Source organism: bacterium, assembly GCA_037147175.1.
Classification (GTDB): domain Bacteria; phylum Cyanobacteriota; class Vampirovibrionia; order Gastranaerophilales; family UBA9971; genus UBA9971.
Genome location: JBAWVS010000013.1, coordinates 1 through 26,816, shown reverse-complemented (window position 1 = coordinate 26,816; position 26,816 = coordinate 1). Strand labels below are relative to the sequence as shown.

Below are 26,816 nucleotides of genomic sequence, written 5' to 3'. Positions count from 1 at the left end.
AAGTGCAATAATTGCGGCAGCGTTTTTGAATTCAAAAAAGGAAAAGCAAATGTCCGAAGTTGTAACAACATGGTCAAAATGGCTTAATAATTCAAGATTTGCAGGTTCTTCAGAAGAAGAAAAACAACAAATGAACTCATTGCTGTTTGAAATTAGAGATACAATTCTTGATAGGGCTAATTTGAAATTAAATGATGTTCTTCTGGATGTAGGAACAGGAACAGGACTTCTTGCTTTTGGGGCGTATGAAAGACTAAAAGGCGCAGGAAAAGTTATTGCTTCTGATGCTTTTTTAGATTGTGTTGAAGAATGCTATAAAATTGCTGAATCTTATGGAATAGAAAATGAAATAATCTTTCTTCAAACAGATGCTGCTGATACAAAGCTTCCTGATTCTTCGGTTGATGTTATTGTTACAAGGTCAGTTCTGGTTCATATTCTTGATAAACATAAAACAATAAATGAATTTTTCAGGATATTAAAACATGGCGGAAGAATATCAAGTTATGAAGCCGTTATGAACAAAAATACAAAATTTTATGAGCTAATTAATCCGGATAATTTTTCTAACTATGAAAAATTAAAAGAAGTAGAAGATAAAATTATATCTAATGAAAGTGACCCGCTTTTAAATTTTAACGAAAGTACTCTTAAAGAAAATTTGAAAAATGCTGGTTTTAATAATATTGATATAATTCCTGCCGAACCTTTTTCAAAAATTGATTTTTCAAAAGACATTGTTGATGATTGGTTTAACTCCGTATTAAGCGTTGGGCAGCCCACTATAAAAGAAAAATATCTTCGCTATCTTTCAGAAAATGAAGTAAATGAATTTATTGAAAATTTGAAAACAGAATTTAGCGAAAAAATAGTAACTATTAATCTGCCAAAAGTTTATATTTCCGCAGAAAAATATTAATTTGGGTCTGTGTCGGCAGCACTGTTTATATCATAATCTATTTCTTTTTGAATCCCTTCCACATCAGGAGTGGCTTCTATGTCAAGAATTTTTGCCAGAGCGCGTGTATCGCCTTTCATTTTGAAATATTCAGCAAATTTAGAGGTGGTTTTTAAAATAAATGATCTGCCGTTTTTATCTTTTTTCCTTGTAATTAAACCCTTTTCCAGAAGTTCGAGGATGTGATCGTAAGCCACAGCGCCGCGAAGTTCTTTTAATCTGGATTGTCTGATGGGTTCTTTTATCGCAATAATTGTTAAAGTCCTTAAGATAGGTGTTTTAAGCTCCACAGGAACAAGTTTTTCTACGATATCCCTATAATCTTCGTTTATTTGAATTATATATCCGTTTTCATCATCAATTTCCAGAGCGGTTTCGCGGGTAGAATAATCCATAATTAAGTCAAGAAGAGCTTCTTCCACTTCAACAGGTTCTTCTTTAAGTATTTCAGCTATTTCTTCAATAGAAGCGGCTTTTCCTATAACAAAAAGAGCTGCTTCAACCCTGCATTTTAAAGGCGTAGAGGGAGCGACATCAGATGATTTTTTTTGCAGCCCGTCTTTTTTAGACATTAAAACGCCTCCGATTTACTATTTGAAAGCGAATCGGGATTGAACGACCTAATATCAGATTTCATTTTTCTTGAAGGTTTTAAGTCATCAACTTTTATTGATATTTCCGGCTTTTGTTCACAATTTTCCTGAACAATATACAGTTCCGAATAGAACTCATCTTGAACAAGGTCAATATCACTTGTTGCAGAAAGAAACAGAAGCGCAATATAGACAGAAACCTTGTCCATGCCTGTTTCGATTAATTCAGAAAGGGAAGCTTTTTTGTCTGTAAGAAAAATTCTTTCAAGTACGGACTGAAGAACTTTTATACTGTTGTCAATATATTCATCGTGAGCCATGTTTATGATGTCTTCGGCGGTAAATTTCTCGTAGGACTTGGCTCTTCTTAATGCTCTGCTGTTTTTGTTCTGGAGTGCAAGTCTTTTATCGATTTTTTCGTAAAATTCAAGTTGTTTAATAAGGTCTTCAAGCGTTACAATACGTTCTCTATGAAGCCGTACACTGGTTCTCCTTTCGAGAACATCGTCAAGTGAAATGACATTGTTCATATTGATGTTTTCGGTATCGTCATCAAAAGTATTATCAAGCTCTTCAAAGAAATCCTGTTCGTGAAAATCATCCTCATTAAGATTTATGCCCTCAAGAATATCCGATTTAAGCCTTAAAAGAACAGCCGCAAAGAAAAGAGTTCTTCCTGTAAGTTTAAGGTTATTGGTTTTAATTTCTACCAGTTGTTGAAGATATTTGTCAGTTACATCAGCAATATCAATATTCCACGGATCAATTTTTCCTTTTTTTGACATTTCAACAAGAATTTCTATTCCGTCAACAGCATTTTCAGCCTTTTTATTAAGGTCTTCATAAACTTCAAGAGTTAAAGCGTTTATTGGCTGCGTGAAGGCAGTATTGTTTTTAAAACCCGTATTAGCCATGCAACTTCACTCCTGTAACCTTAGTAATTCCGCTGTTTTTCTGTGTAACGCCTATAGTTCTGTCCGCAGCTTCAATCATAGGTTTTCTTAATGATACCACTACGAATTGAGTATTAGAAGACTGTGATTTTATTAATTGGGCAAGTCTTTCTGCGTTTATTCCGTCAAGGTGCATATCTACCTCATCAAATGCATAAAAAGGTGCAGGAAGGTATCTCTGAATGGCAAAAACAAATGCCAGAGCCGTTAAAGATTTTTCACCACCGCTCATTGATTCAAGACGCTGCATTTTTTTGTCTCTTGGCTGTGCTTCTATAGTTAAACCGCCTAAAAGAGGGTTTTCTTCATTTTCAAGCACTATTTTTCCTGTACCATCGGAAAGTTGAGCAAAAATCCCCTCGAAATTGCTGTTTACATTATCATAAGTTTCCTTAAAAGACTTTATTTTAAGGTCTTCAAAGCCGTTCATTCTTTCAACTATCTGTTGTTTTTCTTTTATAAGCGTGTCTATTTTGTTTTTAAGCTCGTCTTTTCTGAATTTTACCTCGTCATATTCTGTAAGAGCTTTCATATTGACAGGTTCCATCTCTTCCATACGTTTTTGAAGTCTTGCAATGCTTTTATGAACTTCATCAACAGAAATTGTTGTTGGCGAAAGCTGTGCTATTTCAAAGCCTTGTTTTATAAGTTCTTCTCTTATCGCGTCAAGCTCGGGTTCTTTTTCTTTGCGGCTGACTTTAAAGGCTTCTACCTGAGCAACAAGTCTTTCTATTTTTAATTGAAGCCCGTTTTTATTGGTTTCCAGATTTAGAACTTCTGCGTGGAATTTATCTCTTTCGCCTTGCAGTTCGCTTAATTCTAAACTTATTTCACGAATTTTTTCTTCGAGTTCTTTTGCTTTTTCTTCTGTGTTCGAGATTTCAACAACAAAAGATTCATTTTCTTTGGAAAGTTTGATATTTTCTTCAGTTGTGCGCTCTATTTTGTCTTTTTGAGTTGATATTGTAAGTTTATTAAAGTTGATTTCTAATTCAACCGATTTAATATCATTGAGGCAGTTGGAAAGTTTGCTTTCATAACGCTTAATTTCGAACTCTATACCCTCTGTTTGCTCATTGAGCTTTAATAATTCATCTTTCGGAAGGGCTTGTTCTATTATTTCCATTTCTTTTGCAAGTTTTTGAATTTCAACAGAAAAAGTGTTTAATTTAAGTGTAATTTCTTCCAATTCTTTTTCGGCAATTTCAAATTCAGGAGTTATCTTTTCAATGTTTTGCTGCTTTAAAATTATTGTTGTGTCTGCTTCTTTAAGATTTTTAAGCAGATTTTCAAGCTCCATTTTCTTTTTGTTTGATTCAGTCATCGCATTTGAATAATCCCGGCGGACTTCGTCAAGTTTTTTTTCTATTTCCTGCTTTTGTGTTTCGAGATTTATCGCTTTATCTTGAAGTTTTTCAAATCTTTCTTTGAATTTACTAAGTTCTTCGTCTTCAGATTGAGCAAATTTAAGCCCTGATTTCTGCGCTTCACCGCCTGTCATTGCACCGGACTTTTCTATAAGCCCGCCATCAAGCGTAACAAGCCTGTATTTGCCCATTAAACGCCTTGCAACATTCAAATCCTCTACTATAAGCGTATCCCCGAGTGCGTAATTAAATGCCGGTTCATAAACACTGTCAAACTCAACAAGATTTATTGCAAAATCTATTATACCGGCATCTTTTGGAGGTTTCATTCCCCAAGGGCGTGGTTTCATTTTGTTGAGCGGAAGAAAAGTTGCCCTTCCCGCACGTGAAGATTTGAGAACTTCTATAGCTATACTTGCTGTTTCATCGTCATCAACGACAATATTTCTCATTCTTCCGCCCATAGCTATTTCAAGAGCGGTTGAATATTCGTCATCAACTTTTCCCAGCTTTGCCAGAATATCGTGAACACCTTCAATATCAGCTTTAAGCACCGTATCAATGGCTCTTCCGAATCCTGCATCTTCCGCAGCCCTTTTGTTAGCTTCAAGCTGGGCAATTTTTCTGTAAGCAGTGTTGATGTTATAAGTTAAATCGCTTATTTCATTTTTAATTTTATCGTGATTATAAAGATTGTTCTTTTGAACGAGCTCGAAATCTTTTAGTTCTTTATCCAGCTCTATTGTCTGTGTTTCCAGAATATTTTTCTTTTCAACAGATTCTATTTTAAGATTTTCAACTTCAAGAATCTTTTGTTTTGATTCTTCTATGTCTCTTGAAAATCTGGAAACCTTTTCTTGGAGGGTAAGTTTCTCTTTTAAAATAGCATTTTCTTCGTCTTTTTTGTTCTCGATCTGTTTTCTTAGAGCGTTTCGTTTTTCTAAATGTGCATTTGCAGTTTTGTTAATTCCGGAAACTTCGTCCAGAACTCTTTGAAGATGTTCTTTTTCTGTTTTTATATTTTCTTCAAGGATTTTTATTTCGGTATTTTTATTGGAAATTTTGAGGTTTGAATCCTCTATTTTCTCTGTTAATTCCTGAATATTTCTTTGAGCGCTTTCTATTCCGTGAATATTATCCTTAATTTGTTTTTCTGTAAAGGTTATACTGTCTTTTTTTCTGGAAATTATTCCTTTTAATGTTTCTATCTGCTTTTTAACTTCTATCTGCTCGTCTTCACCTTTGTTTTTTATGTCTTCAGATAAGTCTTTAAGCTTTGTTTGCGCTGCTAAAAGCATGTTGCTTAACTCTGAAAGCTTTTTTTCTTCTTCTTTTTTTTCTTTATTAGCGTGAAGAATGCTTTCATGTAAGCGTTCAAAAGAATTTTTTATCTCAAAATACCTGACCACATGCAGTTTGCTCTCATGTTGATGTTTTTCTTCTCTTAATTTCTGGTATTTTAAAGCATGCTGTTTTTCTTCTTCCAGCTGAATAAGCCTGATATCAACTTCGCTGAGAATTATATTGGATTTGCCAACGCGTTCTTCGACAATATCAAGTTCTTTTTTCGCCTGTTCTATCCTTCTGTCAAAGTCGGCTACTCCTGCTATTTCATCTATGATTTTGCGCCTTTCATTAGCGCTTATATTAATAATATTGGTAACATCACCCTGCATCATAACGTTATAGCAGCCCGGTGAGATGTTATATTTTGATAATTCATCGTGAATATCTGTGAGTGTGGAAACTTTGTCGTTAACGTAATAACTGCTGACGTAACCGTTAGATGATTTTTTGATTTTTCTTGTTATAGAAAACGGCTCTGTACCGTCTTTTTTTGCAAAATAAACTTTAACGCTGGCGTCATTTCTTTTATTATGTGTGTTTATCAGGTGAAAAATCTTTTCAGCACGAAGTGTTCTTGAGGTCGACAGACCCAGAGCAAATAAAATACCGTCTATAATATTGCTCTTTCCAGAACCGTTTGGTCCCGAAACCGTCGTAAATCCTTCAAGAAAAGGGATTTCTGTCTTATTGGCAAAAGACTTAAAATTGTCTATTTCAATTTTGCTGATGTACATCCAGAAATATCGCTGACTTTCCCCTTAACACAACACCGATTATTCAATAAATTGTTTAGTGAACATATATAAGAATTACACTATATGTAGAGTGAGTTGTCAAGAATTTTAAGCAATTTTTATAAACAATGAAAATATTATGCATATTTGAAAAATATTTGATATTATAAAGTATAGTTATATTTTTAATTTAAATAAATATAGTAAAAATATTCTTTGAGAGAAGCATAATTTATGTCATCAGACCCGTATAACAAAAATACAGAACCAGTTAATCATGAAACAATAATAAAAATAGAAAAAGATTCAGATTTTGAATCTCTTCATATTATCAAAGAGAAAGCAATTTGGAGAGCCTTATTTGCAAATATAGGCATAGCAGGAATAAAACTGGGATGCTGGTACGTGAGCAAAAGCTCGGCAATGCTTTCAGAGGCTATTCATTCGGCAGCAGACGGCTTTAATAGTGTTTGCCTGTTAGTTGGACTGAAAAGAGGAAGCAAACCCGCGGACAGGTTTCATCCTTTCGGATACGGACTTGAAGCAAATGTATGGGCGATTTTTGCCAGTATATTTATGCTTGCAGGTACGGCTGTTTCTTTGTATAAAGGCTGGTCAAAGCTTTTTATAACTCATCACAGCGAAATCCAGCTGCTTAATAACTATCCTTTAATTGCTATAACTTTAACAGGAAGCATTTTATTTGAACTGTGGGCGGTTCTTAGTGCAAGCAAAGCCGTAATATCAGAAGCAGAAATCACGGCTGACAGCCCTATTGATGTTTTTTTAAAATCCATAAAATGCATAAACCAAATAAAAAGTCCTACTACAAAATTTGTCTGGTACGAAGACACTGCTGCTTTAACGGGTGCAATAGTTGCTTTAATTGCTTTAACAATAGCAAAATTTTATACAGAAGCGCAGTTTTCATACATTCCTGATGCTATAGCCTCCATAATAATAGGTTTTATGCTTTTAGGACTTGCTTTTTATTTGCTTCGCTATAATGTAAACTTTCTTACAGGGACTTCTGCAAAACCTGATATTGAAGCAAACATAAAACATATTGCCGAGATGACAACAGGAGTTTCACATGTTCTTGACCTGAAAACAATGGATATGGGGTCATCTGGTTTAATTATTAATATGGGAATTGAAGTTGATCCCGAAATTCAGGTTAAAGAAGCTGATGATATTGCCGATAAACTTGAGCTTAAGCTAAAAGAAAAAATTAAAAACGTTTCCCATATTACAATAGAAGTTCAGGCAAGTGATGCTGAAGATGACTGGCAAGATAAATTTAAGAAATTAATTGAAGATGGCAAAAAGATCGAGATTTTAACGCCCAAAGAAGCCAAAATGCTCTCTAAATTCTTTGATTTTACCAATACTGTAGTTGATGAAATTATGATTCCAAGAACTGACGTTAAGTTTATAGACACAGAAGCTACTGTTGATGAACTCATGGATGTTATTATTTCATCGGGACACACCAGAATCCCTGTTTATGAAGAAAATATCGATAATATTATCGGTATTATTAATGCAAAAGATGTTTTAAAAGCTATAAAAAATTGTGAAGACAAGAACTTGATTCAAATAAAAGACCTTGTTCGAGAAATTACAATTGTTCCCGAGAATAAATCAATAAGCAGTATGCTTAACGAATTTAATTTAAATAAATCGCAAATTGCGGCTGTGGTAGATGAACATGGCGGAGTTGCAGGTATTGTAACCGTAGAAGATGTTCTCGAAGAAATAGTAGGCGAAATTTGGGATGAATATGACGTTCAAATTCCTGAAATAACAAGGATTGATGATAAAACAATAAGTGTTTATTCAAAAATGGATATTTATGATTTGAATGAAAGATTCGGGCTTGACCTTCCTACAGAAGATTTTCAGACAATAGGCGGATATATATTCGGTTTGCTTGGCAGAGAGCCGGAAATAGGCGATGAAGTTGAAGCTAATGATATAAAAATGAAGGTCGAAAACATGGATGGGCATAAAATTGTCAGAGCCATTTTATACAAAGAAGACGGCCTTATAGACCAGTTTGCCTCAGAAGAATAATTATAAAAAATTTTCTATGCCAAAATATATATTTTTCTGCTTTTTATAGATTTTTTAACATTCTTTAATATCTTTGAGGCAGCTTGTCCGTGGGTTAATCCATCTTCCTCGAGAGATTTTATAGCAAGCTTGAATTGCTAGATAGCCAAACTAAGCTCTAAGTGTTGCAGTTTGATTGTGAATTCATACAATAAAAAATAACAAAGCCATTGTGGATTAATTAATTTATATTCTTAATAATGTTAACAGTTCGGCTTATAAATTCAAAAAATATAGACAAACAGCTTTATTCGGTGTCTAATTTATACTAAATGAGGAATAACTCGGAGGGTAAGAAAATTAAAGTTTCATTTCCACATATGGGAACTATTTATATAGTAATAGCATCTTTAATCCGTTCACTCGGAGGTGAGGTAGTTATCCCCCCCAAAACAAGCAAAAAAACATTATCTATAGGGACTCAATACAGTCCTGAAGCAATTTGTCTTCCTTATAAACTGCTTCTCGGCAATTACATCGAAGCTATAGAACATGGCGCAGAAGCTGTAATAATGATTAACAGTCCCGGTATTTGTCGGCTTGGCGAATATAGCACATCAATCAGAAATGCTCTTGATGATCTGGGATACAAGATAAAATATATAGATTTAGACCTTTACAAAGGCAAGTTTGCCGAAATGATGAAATGTTTGAAAATGGTAACAGGAAATTCTAATCTGCTTACCATTGCTAACGGTTTGAACATTGCATTTAACAAAATTTTCGTACTTGATAATCTCGATAGCATCCTTTCTCATTACAGAGCAAGAGAATTTGAGTATGGAGAATCAGAAAGAGCATATAATAAAGCTTTAAAATGGATCGATGAAGCTTCTACAAAAAAAGAACTAAAAGAAGCACACATACTTGCAATGCAGGAAATTAAAAAAACTCCTATAGATAAAGAAAAAGAAATATTAAAAGTTGATCTTACGGGAGAAATTTTTATGGTTCTTGACTCTTTTTCCAATCAAAATCTCGAAAGAGAACTCGGGAAACTCGGCGTTGAAACAAAAAGAAGCATGAATCTTAGCGGATGGCTCAAAACAGCAATAATTCCAAAATTTATGAGAAAAGAAGAAACTCATATCGAAAGAGCCTTTAAATTTGCAAAACCTTACCTTTTAAGAGATATAGGCGGAGATGCAATAGAATCAGTGAGTGACGTGGCTTATGCCACAAGCAAAGGCATTGACGGGATTATACATATAAGCCCTTTTACTTGCATGCCGGAGATTATGTCGCAGAATATTTTCCCGAGAATGAGGGAAGATGGTTCAATTCCTATTCTTGCACTTGTACTTGACGAGCAAACAGGCACAGCAGGATTTGTAACAAGGCTCGAAGCGTTTGTTGATCTCATCAGAAGAAGAAAGCTGGTTATGAGCTAAACCTTCCTGACGGGGTTTATATGCACATATAATGCTTTAAAAAAGAAATCCCTATAAAGATTGCGTATTCGTATTTCAGCCCTTATTAATAATATTTAACTTCAACTCTGTCTACAGACGGTGTTAAATTTTCTTCTGTCGACATTAATTCAACCGCAAAATCAAGAAAAGCTTCTCCGATTGGCAAAGGATAATCTTTTAACCCTTTTATGATTTCCGCAGAGGTATTGCCGATTGCGGAAAAATTAATATTTTCAAATCCCGAATCAGTATTGACCTGAATCCAACCTGTTCCATCCCATTTTTCCCAGGTTGCTCTGCCGTCAAAGGAAACCAGCCATCTTATTTTAGTATTTGCAGGTTCTTTATAATTAATATCGAAAGAATAAATTTTATTTTTTATGTAATCAATATTATTATCTTCACCTGTTGTTAAAAGAGATTTAAAAAGAACTTCAGGCTGTTTTTTCTGCAAAATTATATTTTTATCGGGAATAGCAGAAGCCAAATCTGTATTTGCCGATACTTCAACAGCTGCTTTGTCAGGGTTGCCTTCTTTATTTTTTATATCTGCTTGCAAATTATTTGTTTTGTCTTTTTTGAAAATTGGAAAGAGTTTTTTCTCAGGTTTAACATCAGGATTTTCTGTTTGTGTTGTATCCTCATAATTTTTGTCGGAATCAATACTTACTGAAATTGCTTCTTCGTCTTTTTTATTTGCGGCAATCGGCAAAACGGGATTTGTTGCCAAAGAAAGTCCTGTTTTGTTAAATACTGCTTCGGCAGAAAGATTTTGGATAATAACAAAATAAGGTTTTTCCGCGGAATTAAATTCGTAAGTTTTAGAAGTAAAGATTTGGCAAGCCATACTGTTTTTATCGGTCATGCAGGTTTGGATTACACTGTCTACAATGTTATCCACATCTTTATCGTAATAATTTTTGAGTTTTTTATACATCACAGACTTGCCTGTGTTTTTAGCACTGGATTTCATGGCAAGATAATTTTTTATACTATAAGATTTTCCAAGAATTTCGCAATTTGAGCTGTTTTCTATACACCTGTTAATTAAAATATCGCAGGCTTTTTCGCCGCCTTTGCTGCAAATATTTCCCAACATTGACAGGATTTCTTCTGAATGAACCCCGTCATCACTGTAAAAAATTAATTTTTTACAAAAACCTGTTTGATCATTTGAACATTTTTTAATTACTCTTTTGCATGCCGGAGAATTCAGATCAGAAGCATTTTCATCTATGACACATCTGATAATATCTTTACCTGTTGCATTTTCTGCATTTTGATTTCTGACATAATTCGCGGTTATTCCGATAGTCGCACCCCAAATAATTAGCAGTGCAACTGTTTTTAATACAGAAATCTTTTTTGAAGATTCAGAATTTTCATCAATTTGCATATATTAGACCTTTTCAAACACGCAATAATATTAAACTAAAACGAGTTTATATTTTCAAAAACTCATCGTTTCCAAAAATAACGCTCCTACTAACGAATACCGCTTTTCTGCCGGTTGTTAAAATCCCGAATTTATTTTTGAAGCGGTATAGAGTTGTTGAATTTTATTCTATACTAAAATAGAGAGAACTAGAATATGTTTTTGAGGAAAAATGGAATTTACGCATAAAACTGTACTTTTAAACGAAGCCGTAGATGGTTTAAACTGCGAGAGAAAAAAGTTATATATTGATGCAACAGCCGGAGGTGGCGGTCATTCAAGTGAAATAGCAAAAAAAATTGGCACAGAAGGGCAGCTTCTCGCTTTTGATGTTGATGAAGATGCTATAAAAGCAGCTTCAGAAAAATTGGCGGGATTTTCAAATACCCGAGTCATAAAATCAAGTTATACCCAGATCCCGCTTGCTTTAAAAGAATTAGGAATAAAAAAAATCACAGGAGGGGTTTTATTTGACCTCGGTGCGTCTTACCACCAGCTTACAACGCAGGAAAGAGGATTTAGCTTCATGAAAGAAGCTTATCTTGACATGAGATTCAACAAAGAACAATCTTTAACGGCTTATGAAATAGTAAATAAATATAAAGAGTCAGATATTGCTGATATTCTTTTTAAATATGGAGAAGAAAGATTTTCCAGAAGAATTGCAAAAAAAATTATTGAAAAAAGAAAAGAAAAACCGATTGAAACAACCACAGAACTTGCAAATATTGTAAAAGCTTCAGTGTCTTTTCAAAAAAATGGTCTTCATCCGGCAACAAGAGTTTTTCAAGGACTGAGAATAGCTGTCAACAGGGAACTTGAAGTTATTGAAACAACCCTGCAACAAATCATTCATTTATTAGATAAAGATGCTAGAATAGTTGTTATAAGTTTCCACTCTTTGGAAGACAGGCTTGTAAAAAACATATTTAAACAGTACAGCACTGACTGTTTATGTCCGATGGAACAGCTTATTTGTTCATGTGAGCCTAAAAAATTAAAAATCCTTACGAAAAAACCTTTAACTCCTTCTCTTGAGGAGTTAAAAGACAATCCATCCGCCAGAAGTGCAAAAATGCGTATAGCCGAAAAAATATAAAAAGGAAAAAGAATGGGTGCCGTAAATATATTTGGACAAAAACCAAAAAAGAACGGTTTATCAAAAAAATCTGTTATAAAAGGAGATTTTTCTTCTTATAAAATAAATTATAGAGAATTAAGAATATATAAATTCAATAAATTCTTGGGTTTTTGTCTGTTAATTCTTGCATTTCTTTCAGTAGCAAGCTACATGGCAACTGTTTCACGAGAATTTATTGTTAAAGATATCCACACTAAAACAAATCAAATTTATTATGAAAATATCGACCTTCAAAATAAAGTTGATAACCTTAAATCTTTCTACGCAATTGATAACAAAGTTTCAAAAATAAATTTTCTTAAAAAAGCTGATAAAGTTATCGAAGTAAAAGTTGTAAATAACACCAACACCCCGAAAATTCAGAATAAAATAGGAAAACATAACTTAAAACAGGTTCCGGCAGGGTTTTAAAGATGAAATATCTATTCCAGCTAAAATCTAAAAAGTATGACAGATGGTCAATTATCATACAAGGTTTATTGTTTTTATTTGCGTTAATAATTATAGCTAAACTTTTTTTTATACAAATAATTCAAGGGAATGAACTCAAAAACAAAGCAAGTGAAAACAGACAGTCTGCAAGAGATTTCAGTTTTCGCGGAGAAATAGTAGACCGTAACGGAATCAGGCTTGCAGGCGATACAACACTTTATGATATTTATGCACACCCTCAATATTATAATAAAAAAACTAATCTTGATTTAATAGCTTCCATACTTTCACCTGCTTTAAAGCAATCCAAAAAAGAATTAAAAGAAAAATTGAGCCATTATACAGAATCAACTATTTCTATAGCTAAAAATGTTAGTATGGAAGTCGTTGAAAAAGTTATCAGACCTGAAATATCAAAAAACGAAATTAGAGGGCTTGACTTTGTAAGGAAAAACACTCGTGTTTATCCTCAGGGGAATTTAGCTTCGCACATTTTAGGGTATATAAATTCTGATGCAAATTTGTCGGCAGGGGTTGAAAATACAGGACGAAAAAATCTTGAAAAAACGCCCGAAATTAAGCCTATAGAATACGACGGCAGAGGGAATGTCATTTATGATCTGAATACTAATCCAAAAATCGTAACAACTCCGCTAAAAGGCTCTAAATTGTGCTTAACTATTGATTCTGCGATTCAGCACACAGCCGAAACCGAACTCAAAAAAATGATAGACAAAACAAGAGCAGAAAAAGGTGCTGTAATTATTCTATTGCCAAAAAGCGGTGAAATTCTCGGTTTTGCGGTATATCCAACATATAATCCGAACAAATATAACAAATTCAACGCATCAATAGTAAAAAATTGGGCATTAAGCGATGTATATCCACCCGGTTCAACTTTTAAAATCCTTACAGTTGCTTCAGCGCTTGAAACAGGAGCAATCACAAAAAATGAAACTGTACTGGATACAGGAAAAGCAAAAATACAGGGCTGGACAATTCAAAATTATGATTATGCAAAGCGACCTTACCCCGGTATAATTGATTTAAAAACTCTCTTTGTCCACAGCAGCAACATTGGAAGCCTTAGAATATCGCTCAAAATACCTCCCTATCAACATTACAAGATGCTAAAACTCTTTGGGATAGGTCAAAAAACAGGCATAGACCTCCCCGGAGAATCAGCAGGAATTTTCCCTCCACCAAACACATGGAGTGAATCAACACACGCTTCAATGGGGTACGGCTACGGTATAGCTTCTACACCGATCCAGATTGCTTCAGCAGTTGCTACTATTGCAAATAAAGGTGTTTGGGTAGCCCCGCATGTTATAAAATACATGAGTGAAGAAGAATATCACAATAAAATAAAAGCAAGAAGAGTGTTGTCAGAAAAAACAGCCGCCGATTTAACAGAAATTCTTGCTGAAAGTATAGAAGCAAGTGAAGCAAAATCAGGAAAAATTCCTAAATACAGGGTTGCAGGCAAAACAGGTACTTCAAAAAAACCTAATGCCAATGGAATAGGCTATTCAAACGGAATTTACACCTCTTTTGCCGGATTTTTCCCGGTAAAAAATCCACAAGTATTAATTATGGCAGTAGTAGACAGCCCAAAAACAGGAAATTCATGGGGAAGTACCGTGGCAGGTCCTGTGTTTAATGCTGTAGCTATTGAGGTAGGAAGAGTCCTCCACCTTGAACCTGATAAAAAAGACACTGACGATAACAAAAAAGAATAGCTTCTTTCAATGGCAGAATGGGGAAAATAATGACTGACAAACTAAATCAACTTATAGAATATCTTAAACCCGAAGAAATATATAACCTGAATGAAGATAATAATATAGAAATTACGGGAGTTTCTTTTAATTCTAAAACTGCAAAACCAGGCAACATCTTTGTTTGCATAAAAGGAGAGCATTCAGACGGTCATAATTTTGCAAAAAATGCTGTCGATAATGGTGCAGTTGCAATAATTTCCGAAAAAGAATTACCGGAAACAGATATTCCTGTATTAATAGTAAAAGATACAGAGCTTGCGCTTGCTCAAACAGCAGCCTGCTTATATGATTTTCCCTCTAAAAAAATAAATTTAATCGGAATTACGGGGACAAACGGAAAAACAACAGTAACACACCTTATACAAAATATTTTCGAAAAAGCCGATTTAAAATGCGGTCTTATCGGAACACTTGGAAACAGGTATTCTTCAACTGATACATATATTTCAAGCGGACATACAACGCCTCAGGCAAGCGATTTACAAAAAGTTTTCAGGGATTTTCTTGATAAAGACATAAAAAATGCAGTAATGGAAGTAAGTTCACATTCCATAGAACAGCACCGCATAGCTGAATGTACTTTCAAAGGAGCTATCTTAACCAATCTTACTCAGGATCACCTTGATTATCATATTACTATGGGGAATTATTTCCTTGCTAAAAGCAAATTATTCAGCACTCTGGAAAATAATTCCGAAAGTTATGCGGTTATTAACAGAGATGACAGCTATGCAGAAAGATTTATAGAAGCCACACCTTCTAATGTAAGAATATTATCCTATGGAATAAATAACAAAGCTGATGTTATGGCAGAAAATATTGAATTTTCTGTGTACGGCTCAAAATTTACCTGTATAACTCCTTTCGGGTCTAAAGAAGTAAATCTCCAAATGACGGGGATGTTTAGTATTTATAATGCACTTGCGGCTATCAGTGCAGGTCTGTCGGAAAGAATTCATTTAAATACCTGTGTAGAAGCACTTGAATCAACACCTTCTGTGGCGGGAAGATTTGAAGTGGTAGCAAGAAAACCGCTTATAATCGTTGATTACGCTCATACTCCGGACGGGCTGGAAAATGTATTAAATACAGCAAGAGAAATTGTCCCGCATAACGGGAAATTAATATGTGTTTTTGGATGCGGAGGCGACAGGGATGCAACAAAACGTCCTCAAATGGGTAGAATTGCAGAAACTCTTTCCGATAAGGCAATAATAACTTCTGACAACCCTCGTTCTGAAGACCCTCAGCAAATTATTACCGATATTTTGTCTGGAATAAAGACTTTGAATTCAAGAAAAATCCTTGTTGAGGTTGATAGAGGTGCTGCTATAGAAACAGCTATAAGAATTTCAAGTGAAAATGATGTAATTCTTCTTGCAGGAAAAGGGCATGAGGATTATCAAATATTAAATAACGAGACTATTCACTTTGATGACAGGGAAGAAGCAAAAAAAGCCCTTGAAAAAGCCCTTAATAAATAATCTGCACATAAACACACCGTGTGCGAGGTTTGTTGTCAAAATCTATCAAAACTATCTGCTGCCATGTCCCGAGAATTAATTCGTGATTTTTTACGGGAAAAGACTGTGAATTTCCGATCATAGATGCCCTAATATGAGAAAAACCATTGCTGTCATTCCATGTTTGGTCATGATGATATGTTTTATTCATTGGAACGATTGCCTCAAAAGCTTCAGGAATGTCTTTTAACAAACCCGGTTCGTATTCAATAGTAGTAATAGAAGCCGTACTTCCAGCAACATATACCATAACCTGCGCCTCTTTATGATCATGATTTTTAATAATTTCTTTTATTTGCTCAGTTATATCAACAATAGCTGTAAAGCCTTTAGTTGTGAGATTAAATCTTTCTGTAATAACAGGCATATACTACCTCTCAATGATTACAGGGTTTGAAAAAATCCATGGTCTATTTTTATATCGAACTTCAAGTCTGTATTTACCTGTTTTTAAGTCGCTCATTTGGAATTCATAAGTAAATACATCTTTAATAACTTTTCCATCAAGAAGAATTTTTATATTTCCTTTTTTAGGGAGTTTTACAGTTAATATGTTTTCTTCGCTAAAAGTTATTTTATCTCCTGAAAAAGCTTTTTGAGTGCTGTTTTCTATATAAAAGCCTATTTCATCGGATTTTTTGCTCCAAATACGGTTTATTATTATATTATTACCACCTCTTAAAGCATCATATATTTGTTTTTTTGCTTGATTAAAGTCTGAAGATAATTTTTCCTCCAGATAAATATAATTTGTAATGGTTTTGAAAGAATCATTATAAGAAAATATTTTAAGATGAAAGGATTTAAACAAATAGTGTTTTAGTGCATGCGCATCAAGACTGCCAATAGCAGGAAATATCTCGGGACTATCATTGTTTAATCTGTCCCACCAGTTAAGCACCTTCTGTGTAGGACCTTTTAATAAATGATTTTTAAATAAATAATGGTGAAAACCTTGTTTCGGATCAAATTCATCACCCCAATCTGATAAATAATTCCAGATTTCCAGTCCTTGAAAACCTTTTATTTCCCAATCAGTCCATATCAAAGGAGGCATGTTATGTTTTCTGCTTGTGCTTTCATCAGGATGAGCAATAAAGCCAAAACCGCCTTGCTTTGTAACCTCATCAATGACTTCCTGCGGTGTTAAATTCGCAGAAATTGTTTGTTGAATATCAAATGCAAGATAATGGTTGCTTGAAGGAGGGCTTATTTCTTCTCCGACAATAACAGCTAAACCGTCATACCAGCCTTCTTCTTTTAAACCGATAAGATTGTTATGGTCTGTTATTATTATCCATTCAAGTCCTGCTTTTTTAGCAGTTTTTGCTATTTGTTTTATTGTGCTTGTTCCATCTGAATAAGTTGTATGTATATGAGTTGCGCCCTTGCTTATAGTTTTCATTTTTTCCTGTCTTTATATTTTTAAATAACTTTTTGCCCCTTCAAACATTGAATCAAGCAATAAACTGTTTGCCATTATATCAATGCCTCCTAGCAGCAAATATTGCTGCATTCTGGATTGCCAGTACGGATAAATTTCTTTTGGAGAAATACCCAGAGCCGCTGCTATGGAAGAAAGGTAATTCCAATCTAACGGAAGCGGTTCAGCTCCTCTCCATAAGTCTACTATTTCTACCCTTTTTTGTCTTGGAAATTTTTTTATTAACTGAAGATTTGTCAATTCTGCCTTTTTTTGTTTTTCTTTAAGAAATTGTAAACCTTTATCTATTAATTTAGGCTCTTCTGAAATTTTGTATTCAGGAAATTCATCAGGAGAAAGGCTCATAACCAGAGCGATTCTTTCTAAAGTTGTTATTCTTGTTGAAAAAGGAATAGTATTGTCTATAAGGCTGTAAACATAAGACAGAGTTACACCGATCATTTCAGCAAAATCTTTTTTATGAAGATCAGTTGATTCCAAAAAATCAACAAGTCTTTTGCTGCTTTCACTTGTAGATATCTGGATTCCTTGAGTTCTAGCGGACATTTTCTCCCTCCATAACCATTAAAAATCAAATTTTTTTATACCACATCAAACTTATTATTTTAATATTAAGTTTTTATACTAAAATGTAGGTAATTTAAATTGGTTAGTGGAATTAATTTTTAATTGACTTAAATAAAATTCTTGTAATAAAAATCTGATTTAGCATAAGAATTATATTACAAAAGCAATGTGCAAAAATACCATTCTAAGATGAAGTAAATTAAATGAAAATAATAGCCGGTCTGGGAAATCCAGGTGAAAAATATAAAAACACAAGACATAACATAGGTTTTATGGCGACAGAAGCTCTTGCTTCCGGTCATAATATTAAAGGCACTTTTAGCACTAAGTTTAATGCTATAATCGGCAAAGGGATGATTAATAAAGAAGAAGTCATTATTGTTCAGCCTTTAACCTACATGAATCTTTCAGGGGAAGCGGTTTCTAAAATTATGAACTGGTATAAAGTTGATCTTGCCGACTTATTTGTCGTTTTTGATGATGTAAGTCTGGATATAGGCAAGATAAGACTTAGGGAAGAAGGTTCTGCAGGAAGCCATAACGGCATAAAATCAATAATATCGTGCTGCGGCGGACAAAAATTCCCCCGACTTAAAATCGGAATAGGACCCAATCCGGGTGAGCATTTATGGGCATCTTACGTACTTGAAAAATTTACTGATGAAGAATCAAAAATTCTCAAAAAAATAATTCCTTTAAGCGTAGAGGCTATGGAAGATTACCTTTTAATGGGTATAAATTTTGCCCAAAATAAATATAATGGTATTAGTGTTATATAATCTAAATTTTTTGTTTTTTATCATCCATACCTGATAAGGAGACACGGAAGATGGAAATTTTTGTCAGATCAGCGCTGGAGTCTGATATAGAAAAAATAAAGCCTTATCTTGATGAATACGGGCTTGATAACGAAAATCTTGATTATCGCCGGTTTTTTGTAGCTGAAATCCTAAACGAGTTAGCCGGGTTTGGAAGAATTAAACAATACGGTAATATCTGTGAAATTGCATCAATAGGTGTTATAGAGCAATTTAGAGGAACTGGTGTCGGACGAAAAATAATAGAAAAGCTTATAGATATTGCACCTTCAGAAGAAATTTGGCTAACTACTATTATCCCTGAGTATTTTGAACAATTTGGTTTTCTGAAAGAAGAAAATATCCCTGATGAAATACTTTTAAAGTGCGAAAGAGTCTGCGGCAAAGTAAACAAAACAGCACAGAATTCGCACTTTATGTGTTATAGGAAAACAAATTCCTTTAAATACACTAAACCTACTTTACATAAAAAACTCTTGTTGCTATAATAAAAATCAAATGTTCCTCAGTAGCTCAATGGCAGAGCATTCGGCTGTTAACCGAAGGGTTGCTGGTTCGAGTCCAGCCTGGGGAGAGATTTTCCAAAATAGCGTCCTTATCGGTTTCAAATCCGCTCTGGGCGTTATTTTTTTGAGTTCGATCGGAGTTTTTTGAAAGATTTTCTAAATTAACGGTTTCTGCTAAACAACTGAATACGGAATTAAGCTCTATGCTTAGTTCTTTGTCTTTATATACAGAGTTCGAACACACTAAATTTAAGATATTTCTCTTTTCTTCATTGTTTGCTCCTAAAAACAATGAGTGAGCATCTTTACAGAACTCAAGAATACGGTTCGAGCTCTCATAGAATTTATTATCACTATTGTTTAATATTTTTAATTTATTTATTAATTCGTCCTTTTGCTCATGCCACGAGGTGTTTTTTTCTTTCCAAAATTCGTTTGAGATGTTGCCATCCACCTTATCAATATAAGCCTGCTCAATTCGTTTCTGTAGCGTTTTAATTTGTCTTTCAATGGATTCCGTTGTTTCTTCATTATAAACATTTTTTTGTTTATGAAGTTCTTTTATAGAACCCATTATTTTAACAATTAAATCTTCAGATATTTTTATGCCTTTTAATACCTCAACAAAGTTTTCTTCAATATCTTTTTGTCTTACATAATCTTTCTTGCAATTTCCGCCATGGTTTCCTGTGCAATGATAATAAATATATTTTTCTTTTTTAAGTTCCGCAGTTAAAAAGCAACCGCAATGACCACATTGAATGAAATTTGTGTAAGGAAACTCCACATCATGAGATCGAACTTTTCTCGGGTCTCTTAATTTGGATTGAACAAGATAAAACAATTCTGAACTGATTATTGATTTATGATTAGCATTTTCATAACGTTTACCTTCATATTCAAAAACACCTGTATAAAAAATATTTTTTAATAAGTTTTCTATTGAACTTTTAGCATATTGCAAGCCCGCAGGAGTTCTAAAACCATCTTCATATAATTTTCTAGCAAGTCTTGTTAATGAATAGTTTGCGGTAGCATATAATTCAAAAGCTCGTTTAATATACATAGCTTTTTGTTCATCCAAGACAATTATTTTTTTACCTGATTTATCAGTTATGTTTTTATAGCCCACAGGCGCTTTACAAGGGAAATTTCCTTGAGCTGCTTTCTCTCTTAAGCCTTTCATTGTTTCTTCTTTTAAATTATCAATATAATTTTTTGCCATTAAAACCTTAATCCCATCCTTAAATATTACTTCACCACATGAATGACAAAATTTTTGAGTTAATCTGTTTATTTCTTGTACCATTTTTTGTTTACTCCTTCTTGTTTTTTAATTTATTACTCTCCTACTCCTGCTTGCATTATTTTATATTTTTGATGTATTGCATCAATTATTTTTATTTGACAAGTAAATTTATTCCTGACCATAGCAGCAAAGCTATTTTGTGAATCAACTTCTCCAACATAGATATAAATTTTTTCTTCTGGTTTGTATTTATCACTTAACAATACAGAATCGCCATTTTTATCCTCGTAAGGAAGAAATTTGGCTGTAGATGGGGATAACAACAGGTTTCTAATTTCATTTTCACAAGCAGGTTTAACAAGAGAACTATCTTCTATATATTCATCTCGGGCATTACCTTGATCTATTTCTTTCGGACTTTGTGACGCTACTTGAACTATTGAAACAACGATGCAAAAAACAAATAAAATTAAAAATACCTTTAAACAGCCAAATGGTTTCTTTTCGTTTGTACTATTTTTTGATTGTCCGACTCCGCACTTGACACAAATTTCAGCTTCTTTAAAAATTATTGCTCCACATTCATGACAAAATTTTTGAGTTTGTCTGTCGATTTCTTCTACCATAAGTTATTCCTCGTACCCTTTAACACATTACAATATTAAATAGTAAAAATATTATTGTCAATTTTTTATTGAATTATAAAGCCTATATATTGTAATTATTAATCTGGTATATAAACATAGTTGTAATTTTACCTTAATTCCAATAGCAATTGAATACGGATAGAATTTGATTAACTAACTTTTAGCTAAATCAATATGGTTAAGGTGAAACTATGGATTTAAAACCTGATATTCCGTTTTATTCTATATCCCAAACAGCAACGCTTGTTGGTGTTACTGCTGACCGTTTAAGAACTTATGATGAAGAAGGATTAATAAAGCCATATAGAAATCCGAAAAACAAACGATTATATTCACAAAATGATATTACTTATCTCAAATGTATCAGAAAATTTATACATGAATATGGCATTAGCATTAAAGGGTTGAAGCTGTTATTAGAACTTATGTCCTGTTCTGAATTATTAGCAAAAGTTTCTGATAATCCGGCATGTGAAAGTTGCGGAATTATTTCTTGCCGCATTTTGTACAAAAATTCGAATTTTCAATAAATTTAGAACCACATTGATTACAATATACTTGAGTTTGCATATTAAGTTTAATCTCCTTTTAATGTAAAAAGCCTAATGCGCTCATTAATCCTAAAATTCCCAAACAAACCAAACATGCCAAAGCACAAGCATTTTGTGCAATATTCTCGTTATTACTTGTATTTACAGATTGATTAGTATAAGTGTTTCTGGCTTCCGCCCTTATCCTTTCTTCTGCATAAATTCTTTTGATTTCTTCTTGGCTTAATGATGACTTTTTAACTATATTTTTTTCTTGTTCAAATTTCACTTTTTTTCCACAATTACTACAAAATTCATCGTCAAAAAGAAGTTTTGTTCCACAAAAATGACAATATTTTAAATTATTTTCATTACTCATAAGAGAATCCTTTTTTATAATTTTTTCAAAAAGTTGTCTGCCAGTCTTCTTATTAATATTTATTTACTTAATAACATAATTGAACAGAGCCATAAGGATTTACTGTAGTTGCACTATCCATAAACTTCTTATCTTTATACATTTTTACGTTTATTTTTCCACGTTCTGTATCTTTATTAACCATAATAGATAAAATTGACCCTTTGAATTTAAATGTTGATGGAACTTTTCCATTAATATTTTCTGCTTTAGAGCCACCGTTTGCTTGAGATAAAGAATATCCAAATGTAAAAGGTAATCCACTAGTACCCGTTACAACAACCACATATTCTTTGTTCTCGGGAAACCCTAAAAATGCTGACGCTATTTTAATTGAACTAAATAATATAAATATTGATAAAAATAAAATAGATAAAATTTTTTTCATTTTAAAGTCACTTTCTGTTTTCGCCTGATAAAACAAAAAAGCCCCTTAAAAAAGAGGCTTTCATAAACTACTACTATTAATTATTAAAAACTATTTCTCTGTCAGTTTTAATCTGAACAATTGAACCCGCAGGAATAATAGTGTCTTTTCCTTTTGTTAATCCCATATAGAGAAGCACCGGTAAGAAGATGCAAACTATAACATGAGGTACGAATGAACTACTATCTGGGTCGAATCTATCCACACCCTTTTTCTCTACAATATTTGATACAGGAATGATTTTTCCACTTGCCAAGCTAATAGATGTTAACTGAATACCTACTCTTCCACTTGTTCCGAAATAAGTTTTTGGTTCTACAGAAGATATTACACCTTTAACATGTGAGCCTGTTGGAATAACTACGGCATCATTAACACTAACATCATCTGCAACATCAAAATTCACTTTTTGACCAACAACGCTATCTTTTGAAGATAATTGGGTTTTAACAACTAGATTAAGTACGGTTCCTGGGTCTAAAACCAATTCTTTTGCCATAGAGATTGGACATACGAACACATTGACGAGCGTTACCAGTAAACCAGTAACAAGAGCTTTTTTAAACATAATAAATCCTTTCCTTAAACACACTCATAAACGTTACTTCTACTAAGAAATGACAAGCTTTTTGAGTTAATCTACCAATTTCTTGTACCATTTTTTATTTCCCTCTTTCTTTCCATTTTTTCTAAAAAAGTTGTTGATAGATTAAAGGTTGTCTGTCAGTCCTCGATTTTGTATCTTAAATTTATCACAATAACAAGATGAATGACAATGCTTTATCTAACTTTGGTAAAAAAGTTAAACAATTGAGAGAAGAAAAAGGCTGGTCGCAAGAGAAGCTTGCTTTGGATATAGAAGTGGACAAGTCTTATATCGGCAGAATTGAGCGTGCAGAACGTTACCCGAATTTAAAAACAATAATAAAATTAGCCGATGCGTTAAACGTTCAGGTTAAAGATTTATTTGATATTTAAAGTATGTAGTTTTGAATCTACAGTCTTTTCAAATATGTTATAATTTTCGGCGATATAATGACGCCTGTTATTCAGTTTTGAATCTACCGTCTTTTCAAATATGTTATAATTTTGGATTTTGTTTTTCAAGAATAGCTAAAGTTTTGAATCTACCGTCTTTTCAAATATGTTATAATTGTTACTACTCAGCAAAGATTAGCCGGCAGTTTTGAATCTACCGTCTTTTCAAATATGTTATAATTCATTCTCGCTTGACTACCGCCCTGAACTAGTTTTGAATCTACCGTCTTTTCAAATATGTTATAATCAGAAGTAACAGCAACCACACGAGATACAGTTTTGAATCTACCGTCTTTTCAAATATGTTATAATTTTAAAAGCAAGTGTTCAAAAGAGTCTATTGTTTTGAATCTACCGTCTTTTCAAATATGTTATAATACATATACAATTATTCAGCTAACCGGCATGTTTTGAATCTACCGTCTTTTCAAATATGTTATAATTCTTACAATATGCAAAGAAGCTTCCCTGAGTTTTGAATCTACCGTCTTTTCAAATATGTTATAATCTTTCGGGTTGAGATAACCACATGCCATCTGTTTTGAATCTACCGTCTTTTCAAATATGTTATAATTTTAGGTATGTCATTATCTCAAAGAAAATTAGTTTTGAATCTACCGTCTTTTCAAATATGTTATAATTTGTGGTACGAGATAGTCGGTTGAGTCATGTTTTGAATCTACCGTCTTTTCAAATATGTTATAATAAAAATTTTATTGAAACCTTTATTGCTATTGTTTTGAATCTACCGTCTTTTCAAATATGTTATAATGCCGAGAAATTCATCAAAAGGGATTATATTGTTTTGAATCTACCGTCTTTTCAAATATGTTATAATAATATTGCTTTAATTCATAAAATTTGTAATGTTTTGAATCTACCGTCTTTTCAAATATGTTATAATCTTCGTGTTGCGAATTATAGACACCACCGAGTTTTGAATCTACCGTCTTTTCAAATATGTTATAATACACCACCACCTTTTTGAGGCCAAGGAAGAGTTTTGAATCTACCGTCTTTTCAAATATGTTATAATGATTGCAAAATGAGTAAAGATATTTACACAGTTTTGAATCTACCGTCTTTTCAAATATGTTATAATCGAATTATGCCGACACAAGCAATATGCTCTAGTTTTGAATCTACCGTCTTTTCAAATATGTTATAATTGAAGGAAAAAAATATCACAGACCTGCTGTTGGTTTTGAATCTACCGTCTTTTCAAATATGTTATAATTAATCTTGGAAAAATCAATCATGCCGTAAAAGTTTTGAATCTACCGTCTTTTCAAATATGTTATAATTTTTGGTTAAACCTAACGTGCTATCTCCTTGTTTTGAATCTACCGTCTTTTCAAATATGTTATAATTTTAAGAGATATTACGCTTAGACTTTACAGTTTTGAATCTACCGTCTTTTCAAATATGTTATAATATGAAAAATCTCCTCTGCTCTTCGTCTTGGTTTTGAATCTACCGTCTTTTCAAATATGTTATAATTTTTGGAAATAAAAACAAATTTTGTACCGAGTTTTGAATCTACCGTCTTTTCAAATATGTTATAATAACTTACTGAACACTGCCCGCGCAACTCGTGTTTTGAATCTACCGTCTTTTCAAATATGTTATAATAAATTTACAAGTGGAAAACATCAAAAGAATGTTTTGAATCTACCGTCTTTTCAAATATGTTATAATCAAGGTTGTCGGCTTAGCGATAAAAGATTTGTTTTGAATCTACCGTCTTTTCAAATATGTTATAATGATTCTCCACACGGCAGCCTGTTCAAATTTGTTTTGAATCTACCGTCTTTTCAAATATGTTATAATTTTTTGGCTGAACTTATTTGATGGACGACTGTTTTGAATCTACCGTCTTTTCAAATATGTTATAATACCTGAGGACGACCATATAGAAGATTTATTGTTTTGAATCTACCGTCTTTTCAAATATGTTATAATAATGTCATTTCGTTAAAATAAACGAAAACGGTTTTGAATCTACCGTCTTTTCAAATATGTTATAATTTTTAAAGCTGGGTAATAAATGGACGGATTGTTTTGAATCTACCGTCTTTTCAAATATGTTATAATTCATTGATTGATGACAACTCAAAAGCCGTTGTTTTGAATCTACCGTCTTTTCAAATATGTTATAATTTATCTTCTTTTCTTAATTGATAAAAAGCTTGTTTTGAATCTACCGTCTTTTCAAATATGTTATAATATGATATATTTGAATATATAACATATTTGAAAAGATGATATTATTCTTAACTGATATAGAAATAGATTAGCCCTCTGATACATTAAGGTATAAACGGTTAGTTTCATTTCTTAAAATATTTTAACATTAAGGCTTTTAAATTACCAGAAAGTCATTTGTTTTGGTGCTTTTTCTGTTGGATTTATTGACAGGAGTTACGCAAAGTAGAAAAATTTCATAAAAATACAATATCCTGATTTTTCTTTTTTTGAAAAGAATGTCAGGATATTGCTATGAAACATATATATACTTACAGAATGGCACTATTATCAACAGAAGGCAAATTTTCTTGCCATAGATCATCGTGCAAACTTGAAAATGTTAGCCATGATAAATTAACAAGATTTTTGTCAAAAGCAGATACAAATCAAGAAATAGATATAAATAGCCTGCCTCCAAACGGTACTTTAATCTATGATGACACCTCAATAAGCAAATTGTTTGCTAAAAATATTGAAGGTGTTAGATATGTATGGTGTTCATCACTTGGAAAGGCAATAAAAGGTTACACTTTAATTAAAATAATATACATATATGGTAACCAAATATACAATCTGGCAGATATTATCTGGCAAAAAGAAATGGGGACAAAGAATGAAGTAATTAGAGAAAAACTTATTGAATTTCACAGCAAAGGCTTAAAGCCTAAAATAGTTCTGTTTGACTGTGGATATATGGCTTGTAAAAGTGTAAATCTTATCAATTCATTGGGGTGGAAGTATTTAACAATATGCAAATCGAATAAAATATTTGAAAAACAGCAAATTCAAACACATAAATTTTTCGGTGGAAAAAGTTTGTATGGTAAGGCAAGAGGGATTTATCATCAAGTACAGATTGTCAAACACTACAACAGATACGTAATGACAAATCTAAATTGCAACATTAAAAGTCATTCAGGCTGGAATATATACCGAAAACGTTGGGTTATTGAGACAATTTTCAGAGATTTAAAGACTAATCTTCATTTACAGGAATGTTCTTCAAGAAGCTTAAAAGCACAAATTAACCATATTCAAGCTTGCATGGATGCTTTTTTATTCTTAAAAAACAAATATCGGGACCTTAAGAAATTTTATTGATTCTCCGATAAAAAAAGAAGAGAAAAATTA

23 protein-coding genes, 1 tRNA gene and 1 CRISPR repeat array are annotated in these 26,816 nt (G+C 32.8%); of the genes, 13 read left to right on the top strand and 11 right to left on the bottom strand.

Annotation, left to right across the window (positions count from 1 at the left end; genetic code table 11):
- Positions 1 to 49: 49 nt before the first annotated feature.
- Positions 50 to 919 carry a class I SAM-dependent methyltransferase gene (locus WCG23_04725; protein ID MEI8389173.1) on the top strand — a complete coding sequence of 290 codons (870 nt, stop codon included), beginning with the start codon at positions 50 to 52 and terminating at the stop codon, positions 917 to 919.
- On the opposite strand, the gene scpB is transcribed toward WCG23_04725, so the two are convergent.
- From scpB to smc, 3 genes are read right to left on the bottom strand one after another with little or no spacing between them, the layout of a single operon-like run.
- Positions 916 to 1,530, bottom strand: a complete 615-nt coding sequence (gene scpB, locus WCG23_04720) for an SMC-Scp complex subunit ScpB (GenBank protein MEI8389172.1) — start codon at positions 1,528 to 1,530, stop codon at positions 916 to 918. The genes WCG23_04725 and scpB overlap by 4 nt on opposite strands.
- Complete coding sequence (locus tag WCG23_04715) at positions 1,530 to 2,465, bottom strand: segregation/condensation protein A (protein MEI8389171.1); 936 nt, start codon at positions 2,463 to 2,465, stop codon at positions 1,530 to 1,532. The genes scpB and WCG23_04715 overlap by 1 nt, the downstream gene beginning before the upstream one ends.
- Entirely contained in the window at positions 2,458 to 5,952 is a 3,495-nt protein-coding gene (smc, locus tag WCG23_04710) for a chromosome segregation protein SMC (protein ID MEI8389170.1), read from the bottom strand. The genes WCG23_04715 and smc overlap by 8 nt, the downstream gene beginning before the upstream one ends.
- 234 nt (positions 5,953 to 6,186) lie before the next feature.
- Between smc and WCG23_04705 the strand changes: the two genes are divergently transcribed.
- Positions 6,187 to 8,028: a cation diffusion facilitator family transporter gene (locus tag WCG23_04705; protein MEI8389169.1), complete on the top strand. Its 1,842-nt coding sequence runs from the start codon at positions 6,187 to 6,189 to the stop codon at positions 8,026 to 8,028.
- Positions 8,029 to 8,387: 359 nt separating this feature from the next.
- Positions 8,388 to 9,458 carry a CoA protein activase gene (locus WCG23_04700; GenBank protein MEI8389168.1) on the top strand — a complete coding sequence of 357 codons (1,071 nt, stop codon included), beginning with the start codon at positions 8,388 to 8,390 and terminating at the stop codon, positions 9,456 to 9,458.
- A gap of 85 nt (positions 9,459 to 9,543) precedes the next feature.
- Here the strand turns inward: WCG23_04700 and WCG23_04695 are convergent, their stop codons facing one another.
- Complete coding sequence (locus WCG23_04695) at positions 9,544 to 10,875, bottom strand: hypothetical protein (protein MEI8389167.1); 1,332 nt, start codon at positions 10,873 to 10,875, stop codon at positions 9,544 to 9,546.
- Between the two features lie 211 nt (positions 10,876 to 11,086).
- On the opposite strand from WCG23_04695, the gene rsmH reads away from it, so the two are divergent.
- From rsmH to WCG23_04675, 4 genes are read left to right on the top strand one after another with little or no spacing between them, the layout of a single operon-like run.
- Positions 11,087 to 12,013 (top strand): 16S rRNA (cytosine(1402)-N(4))-methyltransferase RsmH, encoded by a 927-nt coding sequence (rsmH, locus tag WCG23_04690; protein MEI8389166.1) that lies wholly within the window; start codon positions 11,087 to 11,089, stop codon positions 12,011 to 12,013.
- A 12-nt stretch (positions 12,014 to 12,025) separates the two neighbouring features.
- Positions 12,026 to 12,466: a hypothetical protein gene (locus WCG23_04685; GenBank protein ID MEI8389165.1), complete on the top strand. Its 441-nt coding sequence runs from the start codon at positions 12,026 to 12,028 to the stop codon at positions 12,464 to 12,466.
- 2 nt (positions 12,467 to 12,468) lie between these two features.
- Positions 12,469 to 14,229 (top strand): penicillin-binding protein 2, encoded by a 1,761-nt coding sequence (locus WCG23_04680; GenBank protein MEI8389164.1) that lies wholly within the window; start codon positions 12,469 to 12,471, stop codon positions 14,227 to 14,229.
- Positions 14,230 to 14,258: 29 nt separating this feature from the next.
- The gene (locus WCG23_04675) at positions 14,259 to 15,755 is read left to right on the top strand and encodes a UDP-N-acetylmuramoyl-L-alanyl-D-glutamate--2,6-diaminopimelate ligase (GenBank protein ID MEI8389163.1); all 1,497 of its coding nucleotides are present in this window, start codon (positions 14,259 to 14,261) and stop codon (positions 15,753 to 15,755) included.
- Here the strand turns inward: WCG23_04675 and WCG23_04670 are convergent.
- Genes WCG23_04670 through WCG23_04660 form a run of 3 tightly spaced genes read right to left on the bottom strand, consistent with a single transcriptional unit; the run spans position 15,745 to position 17,784 of the window.
- A complete protein-coding gene (locus WCG23_04670; GenBank protein MEI8389162.1) occupies positions 15,745 to 16,161 on the bottom strand; it encodes a secondary thiamine-phosphate synthase enzyme YjbQ in 417 nt (138 codons plus the stop codon). The two genes, WCG23_04675 and WCG23_04670, sit on opposite strands and share 11 nt — an antisense overlap.
- Before the next feature lie 3 nt (positions 16,162 to 16,164).
- The gene (locus tag WCG23_04665) at positions 16,165 to 17,199 is read right to left on the bottom strand and encodes a PHP domain-containing protein (protein MEI8389161.1); all 1,035 of its coding nucleotides are present in this window, start codon (positions 17,197 to 17,199) and stop codon (positions 16,165 to 16,167) included.
- A gap of 12 nt (positions 17,200 to 17,211) precedes the next feature.
- Positions 17,212 to 17,784 carry a helix-turn-helix transcriptional regulator gene (locus WCG23_04660; protein MEI8389160.1) on the bottom strand — a complete coding sequence of 191 codons (573 nt, stop codon included), beginning with the start codon at positions 17,782 to 17,784 and terminating at the stop codon, positions 17,212 to 17,214.
- A gap of 224 nt (positions 17,785 to 18,008) precedes the next feature.
- Here WCG23_04660 and pth point away from each other — a divergent pair, with 224 nt between their 5' ends.
- The 3 genes from pth (at position 18,009) to WCG23_04645 (ending at position 19,197) form a co-directional block, all read left to right on the top strand.
- Positions 18,009 to 18,584, top strand: coding sequence for an aminoacyl-tRNA hydrolase (pth, locus tag WCG23_04655; GenBank protein ID MEI8389159.1), 576 nt, complete (start codon positions 18,009 to 18,011; stop codon positions 18,582 to 18,584).
- 50 nt (positions 18,585 to 18,634) lie between these two features.
- Positions 18,635 to 19,111 carry a GNAT family N-acetyltransferase gene (locus WCG23_04650; GenBank protein MEI8389158.1) on the top strand — a complete coding sequence of 159 codons (477 nt, stop codon included), beginning with the start codon at positions 18,635 to 18,637 and terminating at the stop codon, positions 19,109 to 19,111.
- 14 nt (positions 19,112 to 19,125) lie between these two features.
- Positions 19,126 to 19,197 (top strand) — tRNA-Asn (locus WCG23_04645).
- Positions 19,198 to 20,470: 1,273 nt separating this feature from the next.
- Here the strand turns inward: WCG23_04645 and WCG23_04640 are convergent.
- Entirely contained in the window at positions 20,471 to 21,004 is a 534-nt protein-coding gene (locus WCG23_04640) for a hypothetical protein (GenBank protein ID MEI8389157.1), read from the bottom strand.
- 212 nt (positions 21,005 to 21,216) lie between these two features.
- Between WCG23_04640 and WCG23_04635 the strand changes: the two genes are divergently transcribed.
- Positions 21,217 to 21,555, top strand: a complete 339-nt coding sequence (locus tag WCG23_04635) for a MerR family transcriptional regulator (protein ID MEI8389156.1) — start codon at positions 21,217 to 21,219, stop codon at positions 21,553 to 21,555.
- A gap of 58 nt (positions 21,556 to 21,613) precedes the next feature.
- Here WCG23_04635 and WCG23_04630 read toward each other — a convergent pair whose 3' ends face one another.
- The 3 genes from WCG23_04630 to WCG23_04620 all read right to left on the bottom strand — a co-directional run bounded on the left by WCG23_04630 (position 21,614) and on the right by WCG23_04620 (position 22,968).
- Positions 21,614 to 21,934 carry a hypothetical protein gene (locus tag WCG23_04630; GenBank protein MEI8389155.1) on the bottom strand — a complete coding sequence of 107 codons (321 nt, stop codon included), beginning with the start codon at positions 21,932 to 21,934 and terminating at the stop codon, positions 21,614 to 21,616.
- 67 nt (positions 21,935 to 22,001) lie between these two features.
- Positions 22,002 to 22,361, bottom strand: a complete 360-nt coding sequence (locus tag WCG23_04625; GenBank protein ID MEI8389154.1) for a hypothetical protein — start codon at positions 22,359 to 22,361, stop codon at positions 22,002 to 22,004.
- Between the two features lie 76 nt (positions 22,362 to 22,437).
- A complete protein-coding gene (locus WCG23_04620; GenBank protein ID MEI8389153.1) occupies positions 22,438 to 22,968 on the bottom strand; it encodes a hypothetical protein in 531 nt (176 codons plus the stop codon).
- Positions 22,969 to 23,165: 197 nt separating this feature from the next.
- Here WCG23_04620 and WCG23_04615 point away from each other — a divergent pair, with 197 nt between their 5' ends.
- The gene (locus tag WCG23_04615) at positions 23,166 to 23,378 is read left to right on the top strand and encodes a helix-turn-helix transcriptional regulator (protein MEI8389152.1); all 213 of its coding nucleotides are present in this window, start codon (positions 23,166 to 23,168) and stop codon (positions 23,376 to 23,378) included.
- An 8-nt stretch (positions 23,379 to 23,386) separates the two neighbouring features.
- Positions 23,387 to 25,665: direct repeats of the CRISPR family, unit length 36 nt; unit sequence GTTTTGAATCTACCGTCTTTTCAAATATGTTATAAT.
- 272 nt (positions 25,666 to 25,937) lie between these two features.
- Positions 25,938 to 26,786 carry a transposase gene (locus tag WCG23_04610; protein MEI8389151.1) on the top strand — a complete coding sequence of 283 codons (849 nt, stop codon included), beginning with the start codon at positions 25,938 to 25,940 and terminating at the stop codon, positions 26,784 to 26,786.
- Positions 26,787 to 26,816: the final 30 nt, after the last annotated feature.